The organism is Micrococcaceae bacterium Sec5.1, assembly GCA_039636795.1.
Classification (GTDB): Bacteria; Actinomycetota; Actinomycetes; order Actinomycetales; family Micrococcaceae; genus Arthrobacter.
On sequence record CP143430.1, the window covers coordinates 2,806,625 to 2,830,002 of the forward strand.

22 protein-coding genes are annotated in these 23,378 nt (G+C 60.5%); 16 read left to right on the forward strand and 6 right to left on the reverse strand.

Translation table 11 applies throughout. From position 1 onward, the window contains the following. Positions 1 to 24 precede the first annotated feature (24 nt). The 4 genes from VUN82_12815 to VUN82_12830 form a co-directional block, all read right to left on the reverse strand. Positions 25 to 1,122 carry a sugar ABC transporter substrate-binding protein gene (locus tag VUN82_12815; GenBank protein XAS70008.1) on the reverse strand — a complete coding sequence of 366 codons (1,098 nt, stop codon included), beginning with the start codon at positions 1,120 to 1,122 and terminating at the stop codon, positions 25 to 27. A gap of 146 nt (positions 1,123 to 1,268) precedes the next feature. Continuing rightward, entirely contained in the window at positions 1,269 to 2,345 is a 1,077-nt protein-coding gene (locus VUN82_12820) for a sugar ABC transporter substrate-binding protein (GenBank protein ID XAS70009.1), read from the reverse strand. 86 nt (positions 2,346 to 2,431) lie between these two features. Further along, complete coding sequence (locus VUN82_12825; protein XAS70010.1) at positions 2,432 to 3,883, reverse strand: MFS transporter; 1,452 nt, start codon at positions 3,881 to 3,883, stop codon at positions 2,432 to 2,434. 214 nt (positions 3,884 to 4,097) lie between these two features. Then, the gene (locus tag VUN82_12830; protein XAS70011.1) at positions 4,098 to 5,144 is read right to left on the reverse strand and encodes a helix-turn-helix domain-containing protein; all 1,047 of its coding nucleotides are present in this window, start codon (positions 5,142 to 5,144) and stop codon (positions 4,098 to 4,100) included. 234 nt (positions 5,145 to 5,378) lie between these two features. Here VUN82_12830 and VUN82_12835 point away from each other — a divergent pair, with 234 nt between their 5' ends. Both VUN82_12835 and VUN82_12840 read left to right on the forward strand, forming a co-directional pair. Further along, positions 5,379 to 5,531 (forward strand): hypothetical protein, encoded by a 153-nt coding sequence (locus tag VUN82_12835; GenBank protein ID XAS70012.1) that lies wholly within the window; start codon positions 5,379 to 5,381, stop codon positions 5,529 to 5,531. Positions 5,532 to 5,596: 65 nt separating this feature from the next. Then, on the forward strand, positions 5,597 to 7,390 hold the full coding sequence (locus VUN82_12840; GenBank protein XAS70013.1) for a glycoside hydrolase family 15 protein: 1,794 nt from the start codon (positions 5,597 to 5,599) through the stop codon (positions 7,388 to 7,390). Here VUN82_12840 and VUN82_12845 read toward each other — a convergent pair. Continuing rightward, the gene (locus VUN82_12845) at positions 7,387 to 8,433 is read right to left on the reverse strand and encodes a helix-turn-helix domain-containing protein (protein ID XAS70014.1); all 1,047 of its coding nucleotides are present in this window, start codon (positions 8,431 to 8,433) and stop codon (positions 7,387 to 7,389) included. The genes VUN82_12840 and VUN82_12845 overlap by 4 nt on opposite strands. A gap of 252 nt (positions 8,434 to 8,685) precedes the next feature. Between VUN82_12845 and VUN82_12850 the strand changes: the two genes are divergently transcribed. The 12 genes from VUN82_12850 (at position 8,686) to VUN82_12905 (ending at position 19,995) form a co-directional block, all read left to right on the forward strand. Further along, positions 8,686 to 9,222: a flavin reductase family protein gene (locus VUN82_12850; protein XAS70015.1), complete on the forward strand. Its 537-nt coding sequence runs from the start codon at positions 8,686 to 8,688 to the stop codon at positions 9,220 to 9,222. A gap of 75 nt (positions 9,223 to 9,297) precedes the next feature. Next, positions 9,298 to 10,500 (forward strand): LLM class flavin-dependent oxidoreductase, encoded by a 1,203-nt coding sequence (locus VUN82_12855; protein ID XAS70016.1) that lies wholly within the window; start codon positions 9,298 to 9,300, stop codon positions 10,498 to 10,500. Positions 10,501 to 10,550: 50 nt separating this feature from the next. Further along, positions 10,551 to 11,072, forward strand: a complete 522-nt coding sequence (locus tag VUN82_12860; protein XAS70017.1) for a cupin domain-containing protein — start codon at positions 10,551 to 10,553, stop codon at positions 11,070 to 11,072. Beyond that, positions 11,069 to 12,019, forward strand: a complete 951-nt coding sequence (locus VUN82_12865; protein ID XAS70018.1) for an isocitrate lyase/PEP mutase family protein — start codon at positions 11,069 to 11,071, stop codon at positions 12,017 to 12,019. The genes VUN82_12860 and VUN82_12865 overlap by 4 nt, the downstream gene beginning before the upstream one ends. Before the next feature lie 17 nt (positions 12,020 to 12,036). Then, complete coding sequence (locus VUN82_12870) at positions 12,037 to 12,795, forward strand: glucose 1-dehydrogenase (GenBank protein ID XAS70019.1); 759 nt, start codon at positions 12,037 to 12,039, stop codon at positions 12,793 to 12,795. Positions 12,796 to 12,839: 44 nt separating this feature from the next. Continuing rightward, the gene (locus VUN82_12875; GenBank protein XAS70020.1) at positions 12,840 to 13,763 is read left to right on the forward strand and encodes an SDR family NAD(P)-dependent oxidoreductase; all 924 of its coding nucleotides are present in this window, start codon (positions 12,840 to 12,842) and stop codon (positions 13,761 to 13,763) included. A gap of 74 nt (positions 13,764 to 13,837) precedes the next feature. Then, positions 13,838 to 14,581, forward strand: coding sequence for an NAD(P)-binding domain-containing protein (locus VUN82_12880; protein ID XAS70021.1), 744 nt, complete (start codon positions 13,838 to 13,840; stop codon positions 14,579 to 14,581). A gap of 43 nt (positions 14,582 to 14,624) precedes the next feature. After that, the gene (locus tag VUN82_12885) at positions 14,625 to 15,818 is read left to right on the forward strand and encodes an acetyl-CoA C-acyltransferase (GenBank protein XAS70022.1); all 1,194 of its coding nucleotides are present in this window, start codon (positions 14,625 to 14,627) and stop codon (positions 15,816 to 15,818) included. Beyond that, a complete protein-coding gene (locus VUN82_12890) occupies positions 15,819 to 16,448 on the forward strand; it encodes a nuclear transport factor 2 family protein (protein XAS70023.1) in 630 nt (209 codons plus the stop codon). Then, complete coding sequence (locus VUN82_12895) at positions 16,441 to 17,361, forward strand: SDR family oxidoreductase (GenBank protein XAS70024.1); 921 nt, start codon at positions 16,441 to 16,443, stop codon at positions 17,359 to 17,361. Before VUN82_12890 ends, VUN82_12895 begins: the two co-directional genes overlap by 8 nt. Then, positions 17,358 to 18,977 carry an FAD-dependent monooxygenase gene (locus VUN82_12900; protein ID XAS70025.1) on the forward strand — a complete coding sequence of 540 codons (1,620 nt, stop codon included), beginning with the start codon at positions 17,358 to 17,360 and terminating at the stop codon, positions 18,975 to 18,977. Before VUN82_12895 ends, VUN82_12900 begins: the two co-directional genes overlap by 4 nt. A gap of 202 nt (positions 18,978 to 19,179) precedes the next feature. Continuing rightward, the gene (locus VUN82_12905; GenBank protein XAS70026.1) at positions 19,180 to 19,995 is read left to right on the forward strand and encodes an enoyl-CoA hydratase-related protein; all 816 of its coding nucleotides are present in this window, start codon (positions 19,180 to 19,182) and stop codon (positions 19,993 to 19,995) included. A 71-nt stretch (positions 19,996 to 20,066) separates the two neighbouring features. On the opposite strand, the gene VUN82_12910 is transcribed toward VUN82_12905, so the two are convergent. Continuing rightward, entirely contained in the window at positions 20,067 to 20,942 is an 876-nt protein-coding gene (locus VUN82_12910; protein ID XAS70027.1) for an isocitrate lyase/PEP mutase family protein, read from the reverse strand. A 171-nt stretch (positions 20,943 to 21,113) separates the two neighbouring features. Between VUN82_12910 and VUN82_12915 the strand changes: the two genes are divergently transcribed. After that, on the forward strand, positions 21,114 to 21,941 hold the full coding sequence (locus VUN82_12915; protein ID XAS70028.1) for a crotonase/enoyl-CoA hydratase family protein: 828 nt from the start codon (positions 21,114 to 21,116) through the stop codon (positions 21,939 to 21,941). Positions 21,942 to 22,095: 154 nt separating this feature from the next. After that, positions 22,096 to 23,352 (forward strand): M24 family metallopeptidase, encoded by a 1,257-nt coding sequence (locus VUN82_12920; GenBank protein XAS70029.1) that lies wholly within the window; start codon positions 22,096 to 22,098, stop codon positions 23,350 to 23,352. Positions 23,353 to 23,378 lie beyond the last annotated feature (26 nt).

The window sequence follows — 23,378 nt, forward strand, 5'->3', positions numbered from 1 at the left end:
GCCCCAGGCTGGTGAGCTGCCGCGCTAGCGTAGCTCGGCGGGCAGTTGTGAAATCGTTTCCTTTGTGACTACGAAGGGATTCTTTGCAGTGCCAACGACCGAGTCATCCACAAAGCGTGTGCCGGCGTCCCCGCGTTGCGCAGCGGCAATGGAGTTGAGGTTTGCCTTCATTTGGTTGAAAGGGAACAGCATTGTGGAGAGCTGTACCGTACCGGCCTCCAATTGTTGGATCTGGAACTTGCCGAAGCCGATGTCCACGACGTGCACCTTCTCCGACAGGCCCGCGTCTTTTTCGGCCTGGACGACGCCCTGTGTGAGGTCGGGCGAGGACGCGGACATGATGAGGGTGGTGTCAGGATGGCCCTGCAGGTAGGTCTGGGTCTTGTTGTAGGCGTCGGTCGTCGTCCAGTCCGTGTAAATCGTCTCAACGGAATAGTCGGGGTTGTCGGCCGTGAGCTTTGCCAGTGCTGCTTCTGTGACGCGTGTCTGGGTGTTGACCGCGGGGCCAAGAACAGCAACGATCTTCTGCTTGCCGGGGTTTGCCTTTGCTGCTGCCGCCAACCAGCCGTCGACATAGTCGCGGGTGGTGTTGCTGCCCACGAAGTTCAACGTCCCCGGCGCCCAGACGTCGTCAACGGACTTGCCGGCCTGGTTTTTGCCGTCGTCGCACAGGGGTGAGCCCGAAATCGACGTAAGGATATTCGCCTTTGCGAAGTCATGGGTGAGGAGCTTGCAGGACATCACGCCGTCGAGGGCCATTACCACTGCTGCATCGAAGTTGCCGGAAGTCATCGCAGTCTGCATTTGGTTGAGCTGCTTGTTCGGGTCATAGCCTGCGTCGAACAAGGTCATGTCCATGCCAAGTTCCTTGGCAGTCACGTTCGCTGCCCTCTCCTGCTCCAGCCCGAACTCATTGGCAACACCCGGGATAAAAACGGCGACCTTAAGGCCCTTGCCGGTCTTCAAGTTGACTGTCATGTCATTGCCGACATCGATTGCGACCGTGCCGGCCGGGCCCTGACTGCCCGGTTTACCGGCGTCGTTCCCGGCACAACCGGCCAAAGCCAGCAGCACTGCCGTAGATCCAGCAGCCAACATGACCAGCGACTTCGTTGTACGCATAATTCTCCTGATTACCTGGTGCCCGCGCCTTAGGCGGCCGGGGTGAATGTGATGTGTCACGGAGCTTCATTGCTTCGCGATCTTGATTGGGGCGGCTGGCGTTACGGTGTAAGCCGCCGCAGCGGTCCTCCAGGCGATCTGCGCGGCTAGCGTAGTTCGGCGGGAAGCTGGGAGATCGTGCCATTCGTGACAGTGAAAGGACTCTTCGCAGTGCCGATGACCGAGTCATCCACAAAACGAGGTCCGGCATCTCCGTGTTGAGCCGCAGCGATGGCCTCCAGGGATACCTTTATCCCGTTGTAGGGGAAGAACAGCGTTGAGAACTGGATATTTCCTGCTTCAATCTGTTTGATTGAAAATTCGCCGAATCCCTGGTCAACAATGTGGACCTTTCCAAGAAGGCCTGCGTCCTCCACGGCCTTGACGATGCCCTGTGAGATGTCTGGCGTGTACATGGAGAGGATGAGGCTGGTGTCCGCGTGGCCTTGCAGGTAGGTTTGGGTCTCATTGAACGTGCCGGTAGTCGTGTAATCGGTGTAGATCTTATCCACCGTGTACTCGGGGTTGTCCTGCGCGAACTTCGCCAAGGCAACCTCAATCACCCGTGTTTGGGCGGCGACAGCAGGACCTAGTACAGCAACAACGTTCTGCTTTCCGGGGTTTGCTTTTGCTGCCGCGGAGAACCAGCCGTCGATGTAAGCGCGGGTGTTGTTGCTGCCTACAAAGTTCATCGTTCCCGGCGCCCAGACCTCCTCGACTGACTTGCCGGTCTGATTTGTGCCGTAGTCGCACAATGGGGTGACGTTGTTCACCACAAGAATGTTGGCCTTGGGGTAATCCTCGGTGAGGGTTTTGCAGACTACTGTGCCGTCGAGGGCCTGCACGACGGCAGCGTCATAGCCCCCGGATACGAGCGCGGTCTGCATTTGATTGAGTTGCTGGCTCGGGTTATAGCCCCCGTCGAACAATGTCATGTCCATGCCGAGCTGCTTGGCCGTCTCCTTTGCGGCAAGCTCCTGCGCCTGGCCGTAGGCATTGGCAACGCCCGGGATAAAAACGGCGACCTTGAGGTTGGGGCTTGTCTTCAGGTTGACCTTCATATTGTTGCCGACATCGATTGCGACAGTGTCAGCGGGGCCTTGGCTGCTCGGGCTTTGCGCGCAACCAGCCAGGGCCAGCAGCACCGCCGTCGAGCCTGCAGTCACCATGATTCGCGACTTCATTGTTCGCATTTTTCTCCTCGCGTTTCGCGGTTTCCCACTTGTAGGTCATCCAGACCTCATATCCGTTGGCTTTGCTGATCAGGCTCTTAGTGGCTAACAGCATGGACCTTCGTGGGGTCGGTCTCTGTGTCGACTGCATGCAGATCGGTGATGCGCTTGGGTGCCAGCACCGCCCAGACGATCACGAAGAAAGCGATAATCACGGCCGACGCGATATAGATGCCGGCAAACGTTGCCTCAGGGATGAATCCGTCGGGGCCGGGCACCAGCACGTTCAAAATAATTGCAACGGCTATCATCGCTCCGACGAACTGGATGATTGTTTGCATGCCAATGGTCGTCGCCATATTGTCCTGGCGGCCAGCCGCGGCAACGAGAGTGTACCCGGTGGTCAGGCAGCTGACGATCGTGAGGGTGTACAGGAACACCCACATCCACGACAACCACACTTGATCGTGCACCAACGCGAGTCCGAGGAAGACGAAGATGCCAGCGCCGCCAGAAACTACCAGGACGATTCTCGGTCCCAGACGCCGAAGGCCCCATCGGGTCCAAAGGTATCCCAGTGCCGCCCCCGGAATCATCGCCAAGTAGGCATACGTGGACTCCAGGGCAGAGAGGCCGTGACCATATCCGGAAGAAGCCGGGGTCTGCAGCAACGCCGGCAGCACGATAAAGATGCCTTGGCCAACCAGGCTGATCAGGAGGATTCCGGAGTAGCCGATGACCGCCTGACGGATATCCATGTTGCGGAATGACACTAAAGGCTCCTGAGCGCGTCGCTGCTGAATGATCCAGGCAGCCAGTGTGACTGCGCACACGATGAAGGCACCCAAGACCAGAGGCGAGGTCCAGCCCTGCCCGGGACCTTCAGCAATTCCGATCAGGAGTGCGGTGACCCACACGCCGAGCCCCAGCGCACCGAACCAGTCCAACTGCGCCACGGCGCGGGCGGCGACGGGCGTCTCGGGTGAGATCAGGGCGAGGACCAGCATCACCGCGTACAAAGCGAAGGTCAGCCAGAAGACGGTCTGCCAGGGCAATCCCAATCCAACGATGAGTCCGCCAGCACTAAGTGCCAGCGGTCCAAAGACTGCCATGACTGTTGAGAGCACCAGCGAGACCTGTCGGATTTGCCGGGCGGTACCCCGCGGGCGCAGAAGCCCCCAGCTGAGTGGAATCGTGGTAGCGAGGCCCATGAGGAATCGGCCCGCGACCAGAGGCCAGAAACCATTGGCGGTCGCACCGAGTGCGCATCCCACCAGTGCCAAGACGATCAGCGCGAGGAGAACTCTGCGATGCCCGAAAATGTCTCCCATACGGGCGGTCAGGCTGACAGAAATCACACTGCCAATCATCATCGCGTTAAGGACCCACCCGATTTCCGAACCCGTTAGGCCTGACTCGGTCGCAATCACGCCAATGAGCGGGGCGAGGATTCCGTATTGGATGTCAAGTGTTATGCCACTCAACAGGAGTAGGGCAATTATTGCTGTGCTTTGGCCAGTGCGGGACTCGACCAATGTTGTTTGTGTCATCTTTGATCACCTTGTATGTAACCAGCAGTCGCTGGAGTCGTTCCTGACCGCAGAGAACCCTGCTTCTTTGCCGGGCCTGCGTAGGCTTCAACGGTAAGGTGGGCCGGCCCCGACCCGGCACGGCAATCAACGCCGTCCACATGGGAATGTACGCCAAGGTGTGTCGCGGGTCACGTGAGGATCAGGAGCGTTCAAGAGACCGGTGGGAGCAGGCCTAGGCCCCGGAGCTGACCTTGCTCTTGTACTGGGAAGCTTCCCGGTAGGCCGTCGGTGGCATCCCCTTCCACCGCTTAAAGGCGATGGTGAAGCTGGCAGGCTCTGTATAGCCAAGCCTGCGCGATATCCTCGCTACCGAAAGATCCGTATTCGAGAGTAAATCGGCGGCGAGATCACTCAAGGTCTTGTCCCGGAGTTGGGCGAAGTCATCCCCAGTAAGTTCGAGCTTGCGTTGCAGCGTGCGGGGGGAAACCCGAAGTGTTGCGGCCACATTTGCCAGTTTGCGGTTGAGCTCGGGCGCAGTCCGTATGGTCTTGGCGACAGTGTCGGCCCAGTCTCCGGTCGCCCTTAGAGTATCGACAATCTGGGTATCCGCCTTGATCCATGCCGCGTGCTGAAAGGCGTTACCAAAGGGAAGTTCCTGTGCAGACGTTGCGGGGTCCCACCATAGCCGCAGTGTTTCGGCGCCGCATTCAATGCCGCAGGGGACGTTGCTCGAGAGCTCGGGGGAGGCTTCCGGGAGAGGGAATTCAATCCGGGTGAAGGGGAAGGGGCTGCCATAGAGCCATGTGAAGTTTCGGGCAATGAAACAGAGGTCGCGGTAAACGCTGAAGGGGATCAGCTCTTCCGGGGCATCGGGGTAGGTGAACTCCATCCCCGTTACCGCGCCATCCGCTGTCCTCAGAGACGTTAACTCGAACAGGGCAGGGCCATAGTCAGTGGTACTTGCAACATCAACCCACGCCTCGATGGTCGGTGCAGTAGCGAGGGCCAATCCTCTAACTCCGAAGGAGCCAAGTGAGTAGGCACGTGCGGCCCGCACCCAGAGATCCACACGATCTCCTGTGAGACCAACGAACTGAAGCTGGAAGGCCAGCTCCTTCCTGGCAGGAATAGTACCTCCCGGGCGGTTCACCGCGTCGGGGTCTATTTCCGCATTCGCCAGGGCAGTTTGCCAATCCAAATCCGCATCCTCAAGCAGCCCCCGCAGTATGTGCACGCTGAAGTTAGGCACGCGCAGGTTCTGATATGTTCCGCCTTTCACCGTCGCCACCCTCTCCCGCAGTCATAATCCGAGTACCAGAAGCCTCGTGAAGTCATGTCAGTAGCTTTGCACCTCCGGCGGGGCTGAAACGCACACGAGGTGACGTTTGGCGCGGTTTCCCATCTACTTGGCGTCGCCTGTCATGCCGGCCGACGCTGAAGGCTCCTAACGTTGAAGCTAACCAAGGCTCCGCAGTGGAGCCGAACAAACAACCCAACAAAGAGAGGGAACGAGATGACACGCGAAGAAGCCTTTACACTCTGCCCTTCCGACTCCTACGTGGAGCTCTACGGCAACCAGTGGCTCATCGTTCCGTTTGCACCGGTCGCCCAGCCTCAGTTCTTTATCTGCACACCAGGCCAGCGAACTCCCAAGCACGGTAATTGATCCTGCCTTCGAAGCCACAGCCGCAAAAGCCTATGGGGATCATTCATCTTGTGATTGAGTGAAGCATGGCTGCCCCGATTGAGGATTATGCGCTGCTTTCGGATCTCCACACTGGACCCCTTGTTTCCCGCCAGGGCAGTGTTGACTGGCTCTGCTTCCCGCGTTTCGACTCGCCGTCGCTCTTTGCCTCCCTGCTCGGGCATGAAGACCATGGCCGGTGGCTGCTGGCCCCGAGTCCGCCGGAGGCAGTTGTGGTGGACCGTCACTATATGGAGTCGACGTTCGTACTCCAGACAACGTGGCAGACGAATTCCGGAAAGGTCCTGGTGACGGACTTTATGCCGGTTGGTGCCGCCCATCCATCACTCGTCCGGCGGGTCACTGGACTCAGCGGGACAGTTCCCATGCACCAAGAGATAAGAATTCGGCCCCAGTATGCCACCGTCTTGCCTTGGGTAAGCAGGATCCGCGACAGCGCCGACCCCGGCGCCGAAATACTTCTCGCAATGTCCGGCCCGGATGCTCTGTCTTTGCGGGGCGACTTTCTTCCACAGGCCGAAGACCACCGGCATGCGGGGGAGTTCACGGTTGAGCAGGGACGGAATGTGGACTTTCACCTGACATGGTTCCCCTCCTACCAGGACGTGCCTCCTTCCATCAACATTGATGCAGCCCTGGACTACGCCATCCACTACTGGACGACGTGGGCGGCCAATTGCCGCTACGACGGGCCGCATCAGGATGCAGTCAAGCGATCACTTCTGGTCTTACGTGCTTTGACCCACTATGAGACGGGCGGCATTGTGGCCGCTCCCACCACTTCCCTGCCCGAAGAGTTTGGCGGACCACGCAACTGGGACTACCGCTACTGTTGGCTTCGCGATGCATCGTTGACACTTGAAGCCATGCTGACGCACGGCTACGAATCCGAAGCCCTGAAGTGGCGCAACTGGCTTCTGCGTGCGCTGGCCGGCGATCCGGAAGATCTGCAAATAATGTATGGCGTAGGGGGCGAACGGGACCTGACAGAAAAGGAACTCCCGCACCTGCCGGGCTACCAGGACGCCAGACCCGTTCGAATCGGCAATGCAGCCGTCTCCCAGCATCAGGCCGACGTCGTGGGGGAAGTGATGGTGGTACTGGAGAGGCTTCGCTTGGCCGGTGGCAAGGAAGATCATTTCTCCTGGGCCTTGCAGCGCGCCCTTCTTGGTTCCGTGGACAAACACTTCGACGACAAAGACCTGGGATTGTGGGAAATGCGCGGGGCACCGCAGTATTTCACGCACTCGCGGGTCATGATGTGGGCAGCCTATGACAGCGGGGTACGGGCTGTCCGGGACCACGGATTGCCTGGGCCGCTGGAGGATTGGGAGCGGCATCGGGATCGGCTCGCCGTAGAAATAACGGATCTCGGATTCAACCGTGAACTTAATTCCTTCACTCAGACTTACGGTGGTGAGGCGACGGACGCGGCCCTGCTGGTTTTGCCGCAGGTAGGCTTTCTCGCCTACGACGACGAGCGGATGTTGGGAACCGTCGCCCAGCTGGAGAAGGAGCTACTCACCACTGATGGATTTCTGATGCGCTACCGCACCGAGACGGGCGTCGACGGGTTGGCGCCCGGAGAACATCCATTCCTTGCCTGTTCCTTCTGGTTGGTGGAACAGTACGCACGCTCAGGCCGACGGGCAGACGCCAAGAACCTGATGGGCGCCCTGGTGGGACTTTGCAATGACCTCGGTCTGCTGAGCGAAGAATATTCAATGAACGAAAAACGCATGGCGGGAAACTTTCCACAAGCCTTCTCCCACCTGGCCCTGATACGTGCCGCAGACGCCATGCACAGCGAAAGCGTCTAAGCCGTGGAACCCGCGTTGTTCTTGTATCGGGATGCTTCCCTGTAGGCCGTCGGTGGCATCCCATTCCATCGTTTGAAGGCGATGGTGAAGCTCGTTGGGTCTGTATAGCCCAGAGTGCGGGATATCCGTGCCACAGAGTGGTCCGTTTTCGAGAGCAGATCGGCGGCAAGGTCACGCAGGGCTTTGTCCCGCAGTTGGGCAAAGTCGTCACCGGTTAGTTCAAGCTTGCGTTGCAACGTGCGGGGGGAGACCCGAAGTGTTGCTGCCACATTTGCCAGTTTGCGATTGAGCTCGGGCGCGGCCCTAATAATCTTCATGACGGTGTCAGGCCAATCGCCGGTCGCCCTGAGGTCGTCAAGGATCTGATGATCCGCCTTGAGCCATGCCTCGTGCTGGAAGGCGTTGCCGAAAGGGAGCTCGTGTACAGATGTTGCCGGATCCCACCAGAGGCGCAGTGCGTCGGATCCGCAGTCGATGGCGCAGGGGACGTAGTTCGAAATCTCGGGGGAGGCGTCTGCGAAGGGGAATTCGACCTGAGTGAAGGGGAAAGGGCTGCCGTACATCCATGTGAAAGTTCGGGCAACGACGCAGAAATCGCGGTAGACGCTGAACGGGATGAGCTCTTCCGGAGTATCGGGGTAGGTGTACTCCATACCAATCACCGTGCCACCCGGTGCCCTGAGAGGCGTAATTTCCATCAGGCCAGGGGCATAGTCTGTTGAGCTGCCAGCTTCTACCCAGGCCTCAATGGTGGGCGCTGTAGCGAGGGCCAATCCGCGAATTCCGAAGGATCCCAGCGTGTAGGCCTGTGCGGCCTTAACCCAAAGGTCGACGCGATCCTTTGTGAGAGCCACGAATTGCAATTGGAAGGCCAACTCCTTCTTGGCGGGAATAGTGCCTCCCGGGCGGTCTATGGCATCTGGGTCGATCTCTGCATTTCTGAGCGCAGTTTGCCAATCAAGATCCGCATCCTTCAACACTGCGCAGAGTCCGTGAACGCTGAAGTTCGGTAGCCGCAGATTCTGGTAGGAGCTTAGTTTCACTGCCGCCCCCTTTCACCGTTGACGAAGAGGCGCTCCAGAGCCCAGGGCGAGGAGTCGCACAGGCCCAGCATGTGAAGCACGTCACCAGCTTTGCATCCCATGCCATGTATTCACAAGAGGCCCCAGCCTGACGCAGTTTCCCATCTGTTTGGCATGTCTTGCCATGCCGCCTACCTCACCTACGCACCTAACGTTGAAGCCCTAAGCAAGGGCCGGCAGTGAAGCCGGCGAACTGATATCAAAGGAGATCCGGTGAGCTTATCCATCACCCAAAGCCTTGAACCTGCAGTCACTGCCGACGAATTCAAGGCGGCGTTTCGCAACCATCCCGGTGGTGTTGCTGTCATCACCGCTGATGCGGGCAACGGGCCTGTCGGCCTGACGGCAACGTCTGTCATTTCCGCCAGTGCCGAACCCCCCATTCTGGCCTTCTCAGTATCGGAATTTTCCTCCAGTACCCCCACCATTCTGGCTGCAGACACCGTCGTCGTGCATCTACTGGGCGCTGATCAGGTGGACATTGCCAAACTCTGCGCCACCAGCGGGATCGATCGCTTTGCTGACACCTCTCTCTGGTCCCGTCTCGAGTCGGGGGAGCCCTACTTTGTGCAGGCCCAGACTTGGATCCGGGGAAGGATCATCAACTCGATGGCCGCCGGAGGGTCCACCATCGTGGCGGTCGAGGCGCTTCAGGCGTCTCTGGCGCTCTCAAGTGAGGCAGCGCCCGCGGACCCGCTGGTCTATCACAACCGGACCTGGCACGTCCTTGGGGATGCATCCCAAATCTGAAACGCGACCCTGCCGGTCATAGCAATTCCAACCCCTTCTGCACCCAATTTCAATCTTCCCGAAAGGACGGCGATTATGAGCATCGCATCCAACGAAACTTCCACCGACCAAGCCGTTGATCGCGACTTCGTCGCGGATTACACAGTCGAGCGTGACAAGGGCCCGATGGTCGGAAGCGACAACGCTTTCAAGGTCGCGATCTTCGGGGCGAACGTGTCCACGGGCCAAGGCGGCCTGAACTTCGCCGAGAACTCCATCAAGCTTGGCAACTGGGGCGAAGTGCAGCATCTCGCCCAGAAGGCCGACCGGTACGGCTTGGACGGATTCATCCCCATCGCTCGCTGGCAGGGGCTCGCTGGTCCCGACCGGCCCTGGGGTCGTCAGTTCGAGACGTTCACCTGGGCGGCAGGTATCGCCGCGGTGACGCAGAACATTCAGATCATCGCCACCTGCAACGTGCAGTTCATCAACCCCGTGATGGGCGCGAAAATGGTGACAACCATTGACCACATCAGTGGTGGTCGCATGGGGCTGAACGTGACAGCGGGCTACTTCAAACCCGAGTACGACATCTTCGGCGTCGAACTCCCAGAGCACGATGTGCGATACGAGCTCGCCGACGAGTGGATTGAGATCGCCGAGCGGCTGTGGGCGAACGAGGAGCAGGAGTTCGACTTCGACGGCAAGTTCTTCAATCTGAAGGGCGCGCAGGCGCACCCGAAGCCCGTGCAGTCCCCGCGCCCGATGGTGATGAGCGCCGGTTCGAGCCCAGCAGGGCAGGAGTTCGCGTTCAAGCACGCAAACGTCCTGTTCGCGTCGGTTGCCAGCGTCGAACACAGTGGCGAGCTGACACCGAAACTGCGGCAGAAAGCCGACGCCGCTGGACGCGAGGATCTCGGCCTGTGGGCTGGCGCGCACATCATCGTCAAGGACACCGAGAAGGAAGCGCGCGCCTACGCGGACTACGTCACGGAAAACACTGACTGGGAGAGCGCGCTTCGCTATCGCGAGATCATTCGCAGCGGCACGCAGAGCTTCAACTGGGATGAGTACAAGCAGTCCGAGGACTACAAGCGTGACGAATCCGTGAGGGCCTTTGGCCGCGCGGCGCTTATGCCCATCACTGGTACTCCCGAGATGGTCGTCGAGGAGCTGCAGAAGTTGCAGGCCTCGGGCATCACGGGCATCTGCACCGGCCTCGTCGACTATGACGAGGGCCTGGACCGGCTGAACGAGCAAGTCTTCCCGCTGATGCGCGAGGCGGGCCTGCGCGCCTGACCACTAAGCGCCCAACCGCGAAGCGTCCATCCACGAAGGAGTGAACACAGATGACTTTTCCTGATCCCAAAAAATTCCAACTCGTCGTCGCGGGGCCGAACGAGGCCGGCGAGGCCGACTTCCTCGAAGTCGGCCCGGCCGCAGAGTTCGACTTCCCCGGCGTGGCAGCGGGTGCCTTTTACTGGGCTGTTGACGGGGGCCACAGCAAAACGAACATCGGCGCCCCGCCAAGCAAGGTCGCCTTGGCTGGACCCAACGGATCCACCTTCGGTATCAGCAGCTTCCCTGCGCACTCTTCCGGGGAGGTGGACGCTGAGACGCTGGACGAGAGCATGAACGCCACCGACGACGACGGCGACGCCGGGATGCACGCGAGCGACACCATCGACTACGAGGTGGTTATCTCGGGCAAAGTTGACCTCGTTCTCCCGGGTGGGAAGAAGCGGACGCTCGTGCCGGGAGACCTGCTAGTCATGGCCGGGGTGCCCCATGCCTGGAAGAACCCGTACGACGAAGACTGCGTCTACGTCGTGGTAACTGTCGGTTTCAACACCCCTGAGGTGGCATCATGAGTCTGACCTCACCGGGCAAGGCGCTGCGTGCCGTCTTCGACAGTCCCCAGACGGCCCTGGTGCCGTTCGGCGCCTTGCCGCTCCACGCACAGATGGCGCAGCACGCAGGTTTCGACGCGTTCCAGCTCTCCGGCGGCATGTCGGCTTGGTGGCAGGGCGTCTCCGACACGGGATGGCTCACCCTGACCGAAGTGGTTGAGCATGCAAAACGTACCGCCCGCGCCGCTGACATTCCGATCTATTGCGATGCCGATACCGGCTTCGGTGCACCGATCAACGTGCAGCGCACAGTGTCAGAGTTCATTGATGCCGGCGTCGCCGGAATCCACATTGAGGATCAGCGGGAGCCCAAGAAATCAGGCGGCGTAGCCGGGATCGAATTGGTTTCGGACGCCGAGGCTATCGGACGACTGAACGCCGCCGTCGATGCCCGCGACAAATTGGACAGCGATTTCGTCATCGTTGCCCGCACCGACGGCTATGGTGCCGCCGGCGGTGGCGTGGACGAGGCGATCCGCCGCGCGCAACTCTACAAGGCCGAGACCGGTGCGGACGTCATCTTCTACGAGGGATTCCATACCTGGGAGCAGGCCGAACTCGCGCTGAAGGAGACACCCGGGCCCGCCTACGCCGTCGGAGTTCCGTTGATCGGCCGAAAGACCGTCGCCGAGATGACAGCGCTCGGCCAGGCGATCCAGCCTGTGGCTTTCGTGCTCCCGGGCGTCAAAGAGGTATGGCGCCTGCTCATGGAGGTCAAGGAATCCGGCGAGGCCACACCCATCGGCGAGTACATCGACCACTTGAACGATGGCCCGGACAGCATCGGCTGGGGCGCAATGTTCGGCCGGCCCCTGACCGACTACGTGCGTGAAACCGAGGACAGGTTCCTCCCACAGGAATCGCGCCGCAATTATGACAACAACGTCCATGTTGGAGAGAACTACTGATGAATGAGGAAAAACTGATGATGAAAGACAAAGCCGGTCTCGTCACCGGCGCGGGCTCGGGCATTGGCCGGGCAGGTGCCCTGGCGTTCGCGAAGAATGGTGCGCGCGTAGTGGTGTCAGATATTGATGAGGCCTCCGGGCGCGAAACAGTGGAGATGATCACCGAATCCGGTGGAAAGGCTGTCTTCTTCCAGTGCGATGTCAGCGATGAGGAGCAGGTCAAAGGCCTCGTCGACGCGACGGTGTCGAACTTCGGGCAGCTGGATTTCGCTTTCAACAATGCAGGGATGAACGGTGTCTTCGCACCTATTGGGGAGACTGACAGCGAGACCTGGGATCGAGTCATGAAGGTGAACCTCTACAGCACCTTCTACTGCCTCAAGCACGAAGTCAACGCGATGCTGAAGACCGGAGGTGGCGCGATCGTGAACACAGCTTCTGCTGCGGGCTTGATCGGCATCGCCAACAACGCGCCGTACACGGCCTCGAAGTTCGGCGTCGTCGGGATGACGAGGAACGCGGCCATTGATTATGGGCCCTTGGGCATCCGTATTAACGCTCTCACGCCGGGGTCGACGACGAGTCCCATGATGAAGAACGCTTTCGAGCAGAACCCGCCCGAATTCCGGGAAAGGATCCTGTCGGCGATTCCGATGCGCGGGCTGGCTGAACCCGAGGACCAGGCAGATGCGGTTGTGTGGCTCTGCTCGGAGCAAGCCCGCATGGTTACCGGAATTTCCCTGGCGGTCGACGGCGGCTGGCTGGCTGGAAAGTAATGGCAACGCCTGCCCGCTTCCACAAGAAATGGAGTAACTGAAAAATGAACAATCTTGATTTCAAGGGCCGGGTGGCAATTGTCACGGGTGCCGGACAGGGAATGGGCCGCGAGCACGCAAAGATGCTCGCCTCCCGCGGGGCCCGCGTCGTCGTCAACGATGTCAACGTGGCGAACGCCTCCGCGGCCGTGGCCGAAATTACCGACGCCGGCGGTATGGCAGTGGTTGACAGCAATAACGTTGTCACGAACGCGTCTGACATAGTCCAGACCGCACTGGACTCCTTTGGGCAGCTCGACATCGTCGTGAACAACGCCGGGATCAACGCGTTCGGCCGCTTCTGGGAGATGGAGCCCGATACGTGGTGGCGCATCTTCGATGTGGCCGTCAAGGGCGTGGTCGGAGTCTCACGTGCTGCCATGCCGCACCTCATTGCCTCCGGCAGTGGCCGGCTTATCAATATTTCGTCGAACGGGGTCATGGGCGTGCCGACGGACTCGGCCTACAACGCTGCCAAGGCCGCGATCTGGGGTCTGGGTATTACCCTCGCGGCCGAGGCCCGTGAGGTGGGAGTTCAAGTCACCACCCTGATGCCGGTTGCCTTGACACCAATGACGGAGGACGCCTTCCCCAATCCCGTCGTCAAGGACGCCATGCGCACCAATGTTCCGGCGAGCTCTGTGTCTGCGTTCGTGACGTGGCTGGCGCACCAGGACACTTCAGTCTTCGGCGAAACGTTCGAGATTGCCGGAGTCGCTGCCGGCCGCGTGGCCATTGCCGGCATGCCGCGAATGAAGGTCGAATCACCTACGCCCGAGAGTTGGGCCGACAGCGGGGAGGCGCTCATGAAGGGCGGCGAGCTGCGGGAATTCCGCAATGCGAGCGAGTCGTTCCGCGACCAGATGGTGTACTTGGCGCCCGAATTGGACACGGTGCTCCCAGTCGACGCAGCGGACGTTTCGCGGTGACGGTCGCGGCATCAATTACCACGTAGGGGCAAGTTCAAGGCCGGAACCGGCTCACAAACAAGACAAGGATTCTCATGAAGATCGGCATTGTAGGAGCAGGATCAATCGGAGCGACACTCGCCCGCAAACTCAGTGGAGCTGGCCATGATGTGAAGGTTGCTAATTCCCGCGGCCCTGAAACCATCAGTTCGGACATTGTCGCGTCGGGAGCCAGGCCAGTAGAGGCAACCAGCGTCGCCACCGACGTCGATGTCCTCATCACGTCCATACCGCTCAGCCGGATGCCGGAGGTCAAAACCCTTATCGAGGACCTCCCGGCCCACGCCGTCATCGTCGATACGTCCAATTACTACCCCCTTCGTGATGGGCGGGTGGATGCCCTGGAAAACGGGATGGTCGAAAGCGTCTGGATCACCCAGCAGCTCGGGCGTCCCGTTGCCAAGGCCTGGAACGCCATTACGGCTGGGTCTTTCGAGGCCTATGGACGTGAAGACGGCGATCCCGATCGGATCGCGATCCCCGTGGCCGCGGATCGCGACCACGACAAAGCGGTGGCGATGGCCCTCGTCGAGGAAACCGGCTTTGACGCGGTCGACGCCGGATCCCTGGCGGAGTCTTGGCGCCAGCAGCCCGGATCCCCCAGCTACTGCACCGATCTCACCCGCCAGAAGATACCCCACGCCCTTGCTTCAGCCGATAAGGCGCGGAGCCCACACCGACGCGACATCGCTCTTGCTGCCATTACAGAACGCTTCCCGAACTATTCGGATGTCACCGCCGACTACCTTGTTCGACTTCACCGGGCCCTCTACAGCTAAACCCGTGACTATTCGCCAGCAGCCCCAGGGCCAAGGAGCATCAATGAACCGTAAGGAAGATATTGTCATCGTTGGGGCTGCCCGGACTCCCCAGGGCCGGTTGATGGGTCAGCTCGCCGCGTTGTCCGCCGTCGAGCTCGGCGGCGCTGCAATCGCTGCCGCCCTGGACAGGGCAGGCATCAGTGCGGATGCTGTTGACGCTGTTCTCATGGGCCAGGTAATCCAGGCGGGCGCTGGCCAGAACCCTGCACGACAAGCAGCAGTAGCCGGCGGCATACCGCTCAATGCCCACGCTGTCACCGTTAACAAGGTATGCCTGTCCGGACTGACCGCGATTATCGAAGCCAGCCGGCTACTCCAGCTTGGCGAAGCGGAAGTAGTCATCGCGGGCGGACAAGAATCAATGAGCAATGCACCGCATCTGCTTCCCGGTTTACGCGCCGGGCAGATCTACGGGGATGCCGTGCTGTCGGACTCTGTTGCCCATGACGGGCTAACCGATGCCTTCGACCACGAGTCCATGGGCCTTAATACTGACCGTGCCAATGAGGTACACGGCATCGCTCGTGCCGAGCAGGACAAGGCCGCTGCAGACTCCCATCGACGGGCAGCAGCGGCCCACAGCGCAGGGTACTTTGATGCGCAAATTGTTCCGGTCAAAGTGCCGCGTCGGCGGGGAACGGCCGAATTGGCAGGCATGGACGAGGGTGTCCGTCCGGACAGCAATGCGGAGTCCCTCAGCAAACTCCGGCCGGCTTTTTCCCCTGGCGGTACCGTAACGGCAGGCAACGCATCGCCGCTCACTGATGGTGCTGCCGCCGTCGTCCTTACCACTCGCGGATACGCAGAGACCCATCGCCTGGAGATCTGGGCTGTGCTCGGAGCTCATGGACAGATTGCCGGCCCCGACACATCCCTGCCGGACAAACCAGCGCAAGCCATTGCGAAAGCGCTCGGAGCCGCGGGCTGGACCGTAGAAGAGTTGGATTTCGTGGAGATCAACGAAGCGTTCGCGTCCGTAGCCCTCCACTCAGCTGCGCAGCTCGGAATTGCAATGGACAAGGTCAACGTGAACGGCGGCGCCATCGCTCTCGGACACCCCATTGGCGCCTCCGGGGCGCGCGTGGTTGTCTCCGCTGTCTACGAGCTGCAGCGCCGCGAAAGGGGCAAAGTTGCTGTGGCACTGTGTGGTGGAGGCGGCCAGGGCGAGGCGCTGCTCCTGTCCCGGACCCGATAGATGACTGGAGTAATTGAGCCCATGAAGGAGGCTACGCCGAACACCGGCAAAACGGTGGACTGGGCTGCCGAGCTGGACCAACTGCGTGTCCTGGTCGCCAAGCAGGAGCTGAACGAGAACATGATCCGCTATTGCCGGGGCATGGACCGGAAGGAACTGGACCTGATGAAGTCCACGTACTGGCCTGAGGCGACTGAGGATCATGGCATGTATGTGGGCCTGTCCCATGACTTCTGCGACTGGGCCTATTCCATGCGGCGGGAGTCCTCCCACAAGGCCAGTCACTACGTGACCAACATACTCATCGACCTCAACGGCAACGAAGCCAAGCGTGAAACAGCGTTCATCTACCGTACGGTTCCAGCCGACGGCGGCCCTACGGACCTGCTTTTTGGCCGTTACCGGGATCTTTGTGAGCGGCGCCAAGGGGAGTGGAAGGTGCTCGCGAGGACTTGCGTCTGGGACGGGGCGCAACGGCTCGGTCCGGAAGCGGACGTAGCCGAGCTGTTTGGCATCCCACCCACGTCGAACTTCGGCGATCGCTATCCGCACGACCCGATCTATGCCACGGATTGGGGAAAAGCATCCCCTGTCCAGACCACGAATGCAAAGGAGCATTTCAATGACTAGCGACCAAATCCTCGCTGGAAAGCACATCCTCATTACCGGCGCCGGTCGCGGCCTCGGCGAGGCTTATGCACACGCGGCCGCAGCGGAAGGTGCCCGCGTCGTCGTCTCGGACATTAATGCCGAAAGCGCCGAGGCTGTGGCGGAGGCGATCAATCGGGAGGGCGGCGAAGCATTAGCCGTCGCGGCCGACGTCACCGATTGGGACAGTTGCCAGCGGCTTGTCTCGGCGGCGGTAGAACGCTTCGGGAAACTTGACGGCCTGGTAAACAACGCCGGTTACTTGGAGACGGTGACGGCCGGGGAGGAGACCCAGGAGCACATCCGCCGCCATGTGGACATCAACGTCTGTGGTACCTACTTCATGTCAGTCCATGGCCTTGCCGCCATGGAGGGACGCGGATCGATCGTCAACGTGACCTCGGGCGCGGTTGTAGGTCTCCGGATGATGAGTGCTTATGCCGCAGCCAAGGCGGCGATCGCCTCGTTGACTTTCGCCTGGGCAACCGAGTTCGGCGCCGAAGGCGGAGATATCCGGGTAAACGCCATGGCACCCCATGCCGACACACCGATGATGACGGCCGGCACCGAGGCGTACACGAAGTTCTTCGGCGGAAACCCCATCGCACCGCCGCCGTCCACAAACGCTCCAGTGGTGCTTTATCTCCTGTCTGACCTCAGCAAGGGAGTAAACGGCCAAGTGGTCCGTTTTGCGAACGGGCATGACCTCATGCTGCTTTCGCACCCGGCCGTCGTCGACTCCGCCCTCACCCGCGAGTCATGGACGCCCCTTGATGTCAGCGCTGCGTTCGATGACGTCCTGCGCGCCAGGATGCAGCCGTGCGGCCAACTGACGTACATGGATTCCCGCATCACGGAGCCAGAACTGACGGAGTTTGCAGGAGTCAGCCAGTGAACGAGCGGAATGAACCCGCGAAGCGCAGCGTCGACGTCCTGATTATCGGAGCTGGTCCGGTGGGACTTTCGGCGGCGATCCTCCTGGGGCGGTTCGGCGTCGACACCCTCGTTGTCGAGCGACGAACCGAGCGGTCGCGCCACCCCAGGTCCCGTGCGGTCAGTTGCCGCACCATGGAGGTTTTTCGCGAACTCGGTCTCGCGGAAGAAGTACGGGCTGCGGCACTTCCTGGCGGACCACGGCGCCTGCTGGGAAGCGATGCCGTATCACCGTGGCGTTCTGTAGTCACCAGCAGCGGTGCTGACGGCCCCGCCGACACCAGCCTCGGTCCGGAGACCCTGGATGTGGTGCTGTGCTCACAGGACGCCCTTGAGCCCATCCTCGTTGACGCGGCCCAGGCAGAGGACACGGTCACGATCGAGTTCGGAAGGACGGTGTCGACGGTTAAGGACACAGGGACAGAAGTCCTCGTGTCCATAGCCGATGATGATGGCTCTGTGGACGTTGCCGCAAAATATGTCATCGCGGCCGACGGCGCCGCCAGCCAGGTGCGCACTGCCCTGCGGATCGGGACGACGGGCGATCAGGACCTGCAGACGGCGGTGAGCGTGCTGTTCCGTTCGCCTGTTATCCAGCGGCGCACGGGCGATCCGTCCAGCTTTATCTATCTCGATAATCCAGAGACCATCGGCGCTGTCGTGATCGCTCCCGTTGACGCGACCGATCGGGTAGCGATGCTGGGCCGCCCACTGGTCATGGACAGGGTGCCCTTCGAGGACATTGACTGGACGACGCAAATACGGGACGCGATCGGCGATCCTCACGAGTCGGTGGAGTTAATGGACGCCCGGACCTGGACTGTGGGCGCCTGGGTGGCAGACAGCTACCAGTCCGGCCGGATCCTGCTCGCCGGAGACGCCGTGCACGTCATGCCTCCATACGGCGGCTTCAACCAAAACACCGGCATTCAGGACGTCCACAACATCGCATGGAAGCTGGCAGCTGTCCTCAAGGGCTGGGCTGATCCTGCCCTCCTGGCCACCTACGAAGTGGAGCGGCGGCCCGTTGCAGTGTTTAATATGGCCGAATCCGTCCGCAACTTCCGATCTATTGTGGGTAACGCCGATGAAGGCCCCCGCTCCTTCCGGCCGGAAAACTTTGTACACCCTGGCCTGGACATCGGATTCCGCTATAACCGTGGAGCGGTAGCGGGACCCACCTCGCCGGATGCCGGCTGGCCGGTGGGAACCTTCACGCCAACTGCTGCCGTGGGTGAACGCGCCCCGCACGTGTGGCTCAACGCCGAGGAAACTACTTCAACGCTTGATTTGTTCGGACGCGAACTGACCATCCTCGCGCGCTCCGGTTCGGAGCCAGCAAGGGAGGCAGCGCGGCGCGCAGACATCCGTGGCATTCCATACCGCTTGGTGACGTTCGGGCCCTCAGGTGACTTTGACGCTGCAGAGGCCGAGTGGGCGGCTGCTTACCGTGTAAACGGGGACGAGGCCATCCTTGTACGGCCCGATGGGCACGTGCTGGCGCGGTTGGACAGCGAGGACCCGGCAACGCTGGACGCCGCCCTGCTCGCTTACACCGGCCGGAGGACTGCCGCATGATTCCGGCAGAGTTGGACCTGCCGCCGCCGGCAAGTCCAAGGCAGGCTCGAAACGCTATTCTTCGCGCGGATTTTTGCCAACGACTATTGAGAACTCGCGCTATTTGTATATACAGTTCATATTACGAGAGTTTAGCCGCGCTGGCCGGACGGCCTTATGGAGCGCGACTCATGGCTCAATCACAGAAATAAGGAGATTCACGATGGCGTGGATAACGTTTGATGATTACAAGGACAAGTACCAGCACATCAAATTGGAGCGTGACGAGGATGGCATTCTGCTGGTCACGTTCCATACGGATGGAAGCGACGTCGTCTGGGGTGTGGGAGTCCATGACAATGTTTCATCGCTCTGGGATGACATCAGCCGGGACCGGGGGAACCGCGTTGTCATCATCACCGGAGCGGGCGACACCTTCATCGACAAGGAAGCCCCGATTGATAACAAGAACTGGGTAACCCCTGAGATCTGGCTCGGCCTTCATCACGACGCCAAGCGCCTTGTGCTCGGCCACCTCGACATCGAGGTTCCGATGATTGCCGCAGTAAACGGTCCGGCGAGGTATCACAATGAGCAGGCGCTGTTGTGCGACATTGTCATCGCTTCCGAGGATGCCGTGTTCGCCGATCATGCACATTTCTCCCAGGGAAACATTCCCGGCGACGGCATGCAGATCATCTGGCCGCTGGTCATCGGCCTGAACCGGGGCCGGTACTTCCACCTCACCGGCCAGGAGATCACTGCGCAGCAGGCATACGAATGGGGTGCCGTGAACGAAGTGGTGCCCAAGGATCAGGTAGTCACCAGGGCATATGAACTTGCCCGGATGCTTGCCGCGAAGCCTACGCTGACGCTGCGCTCCACGCGGATGCTGATGGTGAACGAGCTCAAAAAGACCATGAATGACGCGGTCAGCCACGGAATGATGACCGAAGGTCTTGTTGCCATGGGCGAAGGCTGGAATCCGACTCCGCTCACGGGACCGGAGCTGGCCGCGGGTGTAAAAACTCCGGCCTGACGCAAATGAAAGCGCCGACGACTTGAGATGTCGTCGGCGCTTTCTGCTCGTGAATCAGTTGCAACAAACTGTCAGGAATAACCGAAGTGGCGGGCCTTGCGGGCCCAGTCTGCCGCATCGATTGCTTCCATGATGGGTATGTAAGCGCCGCCTTCTGCTTCGCCCTCGAGCAACTCACCACGCGCGAGGAGGGACAGATTCTCGCGAAAGCCCGCCACGGCACCGTTCACGGTGTTGATGACCAGCAGCATCTTTACACCCGCGTCTTCGAGTTCCTGGCGCTCTTCCAGGGTGGGATTCTTTACGGTCACCATGACGTACTTGCCTGGGACGACTTCCGAGAGCTTGGGCAAGTCGAGAAGGGGGTAGCCGCACGGATAGAGCATGTCTGCGCCGGCAGCAGAATAGGCAGCCATGCGTTCAGAGAGGTTGTCGAAGCCAAAGCGGCTGGCATCCGATCGGGCCACGATCACCATATCCGGGGACGTCCGCGCTTCCACGCAGGCACGGATGATGTCACTCATCTCCTCGACGGTGCGAAGTTTGAGTTGCGGCTTCCAGCGCTCCCCGCCGTCTCTGGGTGTCCAAAAGTGCTTCGTTGCAGGCACCATGTCTTCGACCAGCAGGGCTGCGACGCCGGCTTGCTCGGCAAGTTGGACGCCACGGAACGCTTGAAGGGGTGATCCTCCTGCATCATCAAAGTCGAGAATGAGTGGCAGGTCTGTGACTGCGGTGATGCGCCTCCCGGCCTCGATGAGTTCTCCCTGGGAGATAAAACCGTTATCCGGCACCCCGTAGTGGAAGTTGGAGTAAGTGCCCCCGGCGATAAGCACGACATCGAAGCCGGCTTGCTCAATCAACTTCGCTGAGAGTGCATCGTAGGCTCCCGGCGCGATGATCATTTTGGAATCCGCGAGCAGTTCCCGGAGTCTTTGCGCGGGTTTCATGGTTATTTCCCTTCATTCCATCCGAAATTGTGGCTAGCACGAGAAAGAAGAAATCCTCGTGGAAAGTAGCAATGTTACTATCGTATCACGGTAGTAACATTCACCATTTGAAAATAACGAGATCAGCAGTCCGCAGCTCTCTTCCCATCATGACGACCCAAAGGATGAACGATGCAACAAACCCAACCTCAAGCAGGAGCAAGCAACAAACAGAGTGAGCCAAGCGTTCACGTCAGCAACTCCGGGGGAGTTCGCATCATGACGATCACCCGTCCGCACAAGCGAAATGCCATTGACCGCCCCACAGCACTGGCGCTTGCAGCTGCGTTCGATGCGTTCGACGCCGATGATTCTGCAAGCGTCGCCATCCTCACCGGCGCTGGCGGATACTTCTCGGCAGGCGCTGACCTCGTATCGGTTGCAGCGGGAGACGTCCCGGTCCTTGAAGGACGTGGTTTCGCCGGCATCACCCGTCGGCCGCCCGTGAAACCCGTCATTGCCGCCGTCGAAGGCTACGCCTACGCAGGGGGATTTGAGCTTGCGCTCGCATGCGATTTGATCGTGGCCAGCTCAACGGCCTCGTTTGCCCTTCCTGAGGTAAAGCGGGGACTGATCGCCGCAGGCGGCGGGCTACTCCGCCTACCGGACCGTATGCCGTATCACATCGCGATGGAGCTGGCGCTGCTGGGAGAGCCGATCACTGCGGCCCGCCTCGCCGAGCTCGGCCTCATCAACAGGCTGACGGAGCCGGGCAAAGCACTCGACACAGCACTGGAACTCGCCGGGAAAATCCAGCTCAACGGACCCGTTGCAATGAAGACTGCCAAACGCATCATCTCGGAGTCGCGGTATGCCGCAGCGGAGGCGCGCTTCGCTGCCCAGGAAGAAATCGTTGCTCCGTTGCGAAGCGGACCGGAAGCGCGTGAGGGTGCCCTGGCCTTTGTGGAACGGCGCGACCCCGCGTGGGCAGTCACTGCGCAGGGCAGCGATAGCCGCTGAGTTAACAAACTGGAAGTCTGGCGTGGCTTCCTACGTCATTGGCGTCCTATGCCGTGTCGCTCAGGGTCCGCCCCCTCTTAGCGTTGTTTCAGAGCAAAGATCGGTTGAAATGCCGCAGCACTAACATCCATAAACACGAAAGGCCAAGGCAACGATGCCCGAAAATCACCAGAAATTGCACTTCGGACCGGCACGTACAGAACTGCACGTAGGCGTTGATCTCGAGCGGATGCGTCGAGAACGCGCTGACCGTATGCGGGCCCTGATGCGCTCCAAGGGCATACCTGCGCTCCTGCTCACGGGCGCGGACAACGTGCGTTATCTGACAGGTTTTTGGTGGGGAGAATTCTCGCTCCAAGTGGGCTATGCATTGTTCTTCGCAGATGAGGAACCAATCGTGTTCGCGCCAGCGGGATCCCTCCAGCAAATGCCCGACCAGGCTCCATGGATCACACAGTGGCGCCCAGCCATCTCTTGGCTCGGCGGTGTGGCGCCCACTTCTGCAATTGCCGAACTGTCGGCCGTTTTCGCAGCCCAGATCCGCGACGAACTTGCATCACGATCTCTCGAGGGCGAGCAGTTGGCCGTCAGCGAGATTGATGAGCCCGGTATGAATGCCCTGGCCGATGCAGGCATCCAAACAATTCCCGGGCTCCCTCTCTTGCTCGAATGCTCAACGATCAAGACCGCTGATGAAATCTCCTGCATCTCGATGGCGGCGAGCTTGAGCACCGCAGGGTTTGAGGCGACCCGGGCCGCATTGCGGCCCGGAACCAAGCAGGCCCAGATCGCGTTGATGGCCCGTCGCGCCATTGAAGATGCCGGTGCGGAAGTGGGAGCCGCCCGTCTGCTCTCCGGACCACTGTCATTCCCCCGTGGGATCAGCGGTGGAGACCGCATCGTTGAGCATGGCGATCTCGCCTACCTCCTCACCTGCGGAACTTCCTACATGGGGTACACCGCGTGTCTCTACCGCCAATACGTCGTGGGCCGCGCCCCGACGTCAGCCGAGCGCTCGTCCTACGCAAAGCTGACGGACCGTTTGGATCTGGCGATGTCGCTCATGAAACCCGGCGCAAGCACAGCTGACGTGGCCTCCGTACTTGCCCCCGCGGAAGATCTTGGCTTTCCGTCCGAGGCAGAGTGTTTCAGCATCGAACTGGGGCACGGGATCGGCCTGGTCAACGCAGGGTCCCGGGCAATCCACTACAACCCGCCCACCATTACGCGCTCGTGGTCGCTTGACCATCCTGAGGAGATCCAAGAAGGCATGGTCATTGCCATCGAAGGTATCGAAGGGCAGCACCGTGTCGGAGGCGTACGTCTTGAGAACCTCGTTGTCGTCACGGCAAATGGCGCGGAACTTCTTGACCACTACCCGCGCCTGGACATGGTCCAAACAGCTGGGTGACCATCCCAGGCCAGACCGACTGCGAT

Coding starts and splice junctions, on each gene's coding strand:
- VUN82_12860 (XAS70017.1), top strand. CDS start 10,551: ATGACTTTTCCTGATCCCAAAAAATTCCAACTCGTCGTCGCGGGGCCG.
- VUN82_12865 (XAS70018.1), top strand. CDS start 11,069: ATGAGTCTGACCTCACCGGGCAAGGCGCTGCGTGCCGTCTTCGACAGT.
- VUN82_12875 (XAS70020.1), top strand. CDS start 12,840: ATGAACAATCTTGATTTCAAGGGCCGGGTGGCAATTGTCACGGGTGCC.
- VUN82_12910 (XAS70027.1), bottom strand. CDS start 20,942: ATGAAACCCGCGCAAAGACTCCGGGAACTGCTCGCGGATTCCAAAATG.
- VUN82_12820 (XAS70009.1), bottom strand. CDS start 2,345: ATGAAGTCGCGAATCATGGTGACTGCAGGCTCGACGGCGGTGCTGCTG.
- VUN82_12870 (XAS70019.1), top strand. CDS start 12,037: ATGATGAAAGACAAAGCCGGTCTCGTCACCGGCGCGGGCTCGGGCATT.
- VUN82_12815 (XAS70008.1), bottom strand. CDS start 1,122: ATGCGTACAACGAAGTCGCTGGTCATGTTGGCTGCTGGATCTACGGCA.
- VUN82_12855 (XAS70016.1), top strand. CDS start 9,298: ATGAGCATCGCATCCAACGAAACTTCCACCGACCAAGCCGTTGATCGC.
- VUN82_12885 (XAS70022.1), top strand. CDS start 14,625: ATGAACCGTAAGGAAGATATTGTCATCGTTGGGGCTGCCCGGACTCCC.
- VUN82_12905 (XAS70026.1), top strand. CDS start 19,180: ATGGCGTGGATAACGTTTGATGATTACAAGGACAAGTACCAGCACATC.
- VUN82_12835 (XAS70012.1), top strand. CDS start 5,379: ATGACACGCGAAGAAGCCTTTACACTCTGCCCTTCCGACTCCTACGTG.
- VUN82_12920 (XAS70029.1), top strand. CDS start 22,096: ATGCCCGAAAATCACCAGAAATTGCACTTCGGACCGGCACGTACAGAA.
- VUN82_12880 (XAS70021.1), top strand. CDS start 13,838: ATGAAGATCGGCATTGTAGGAGCAGGATCAATCGGAGCGACACTCGCC.
- VUN82_12840 (XAS70013.1), top strand. CDS start 5,597: ATGGCTGCCCCGATTGAGGATTATGCGCTGCTTTCGGATCTCCACACT.
- VUN82_12825 (XAS70010.1), bottom strand. CDS start 3,883: ATGACACAAACAACATTGGTCGAGTCCCGCACTGGCCAAAGCACAGCA.
- VUN82_12890 (XAS70023.1), top strand. CDS start 15,819: ATGACTGGAGTAATTGAGCCCATGAAGGAGGCTACGCCGAACACCGGC.
- VUN82_12915 (XAS70028.1), top strand. CDS start 21,114: ATGCAACAAACCCAACCTCAAGCAGGAGCAAGCAACAAACAGAGTGAG.
- VUN82_12895 (XAS70024.1), top strand. CDS start 16,441: ATGACTAGCGACCAAATCCTCGCTGGAAAGCACATCCTCATTACCGGC.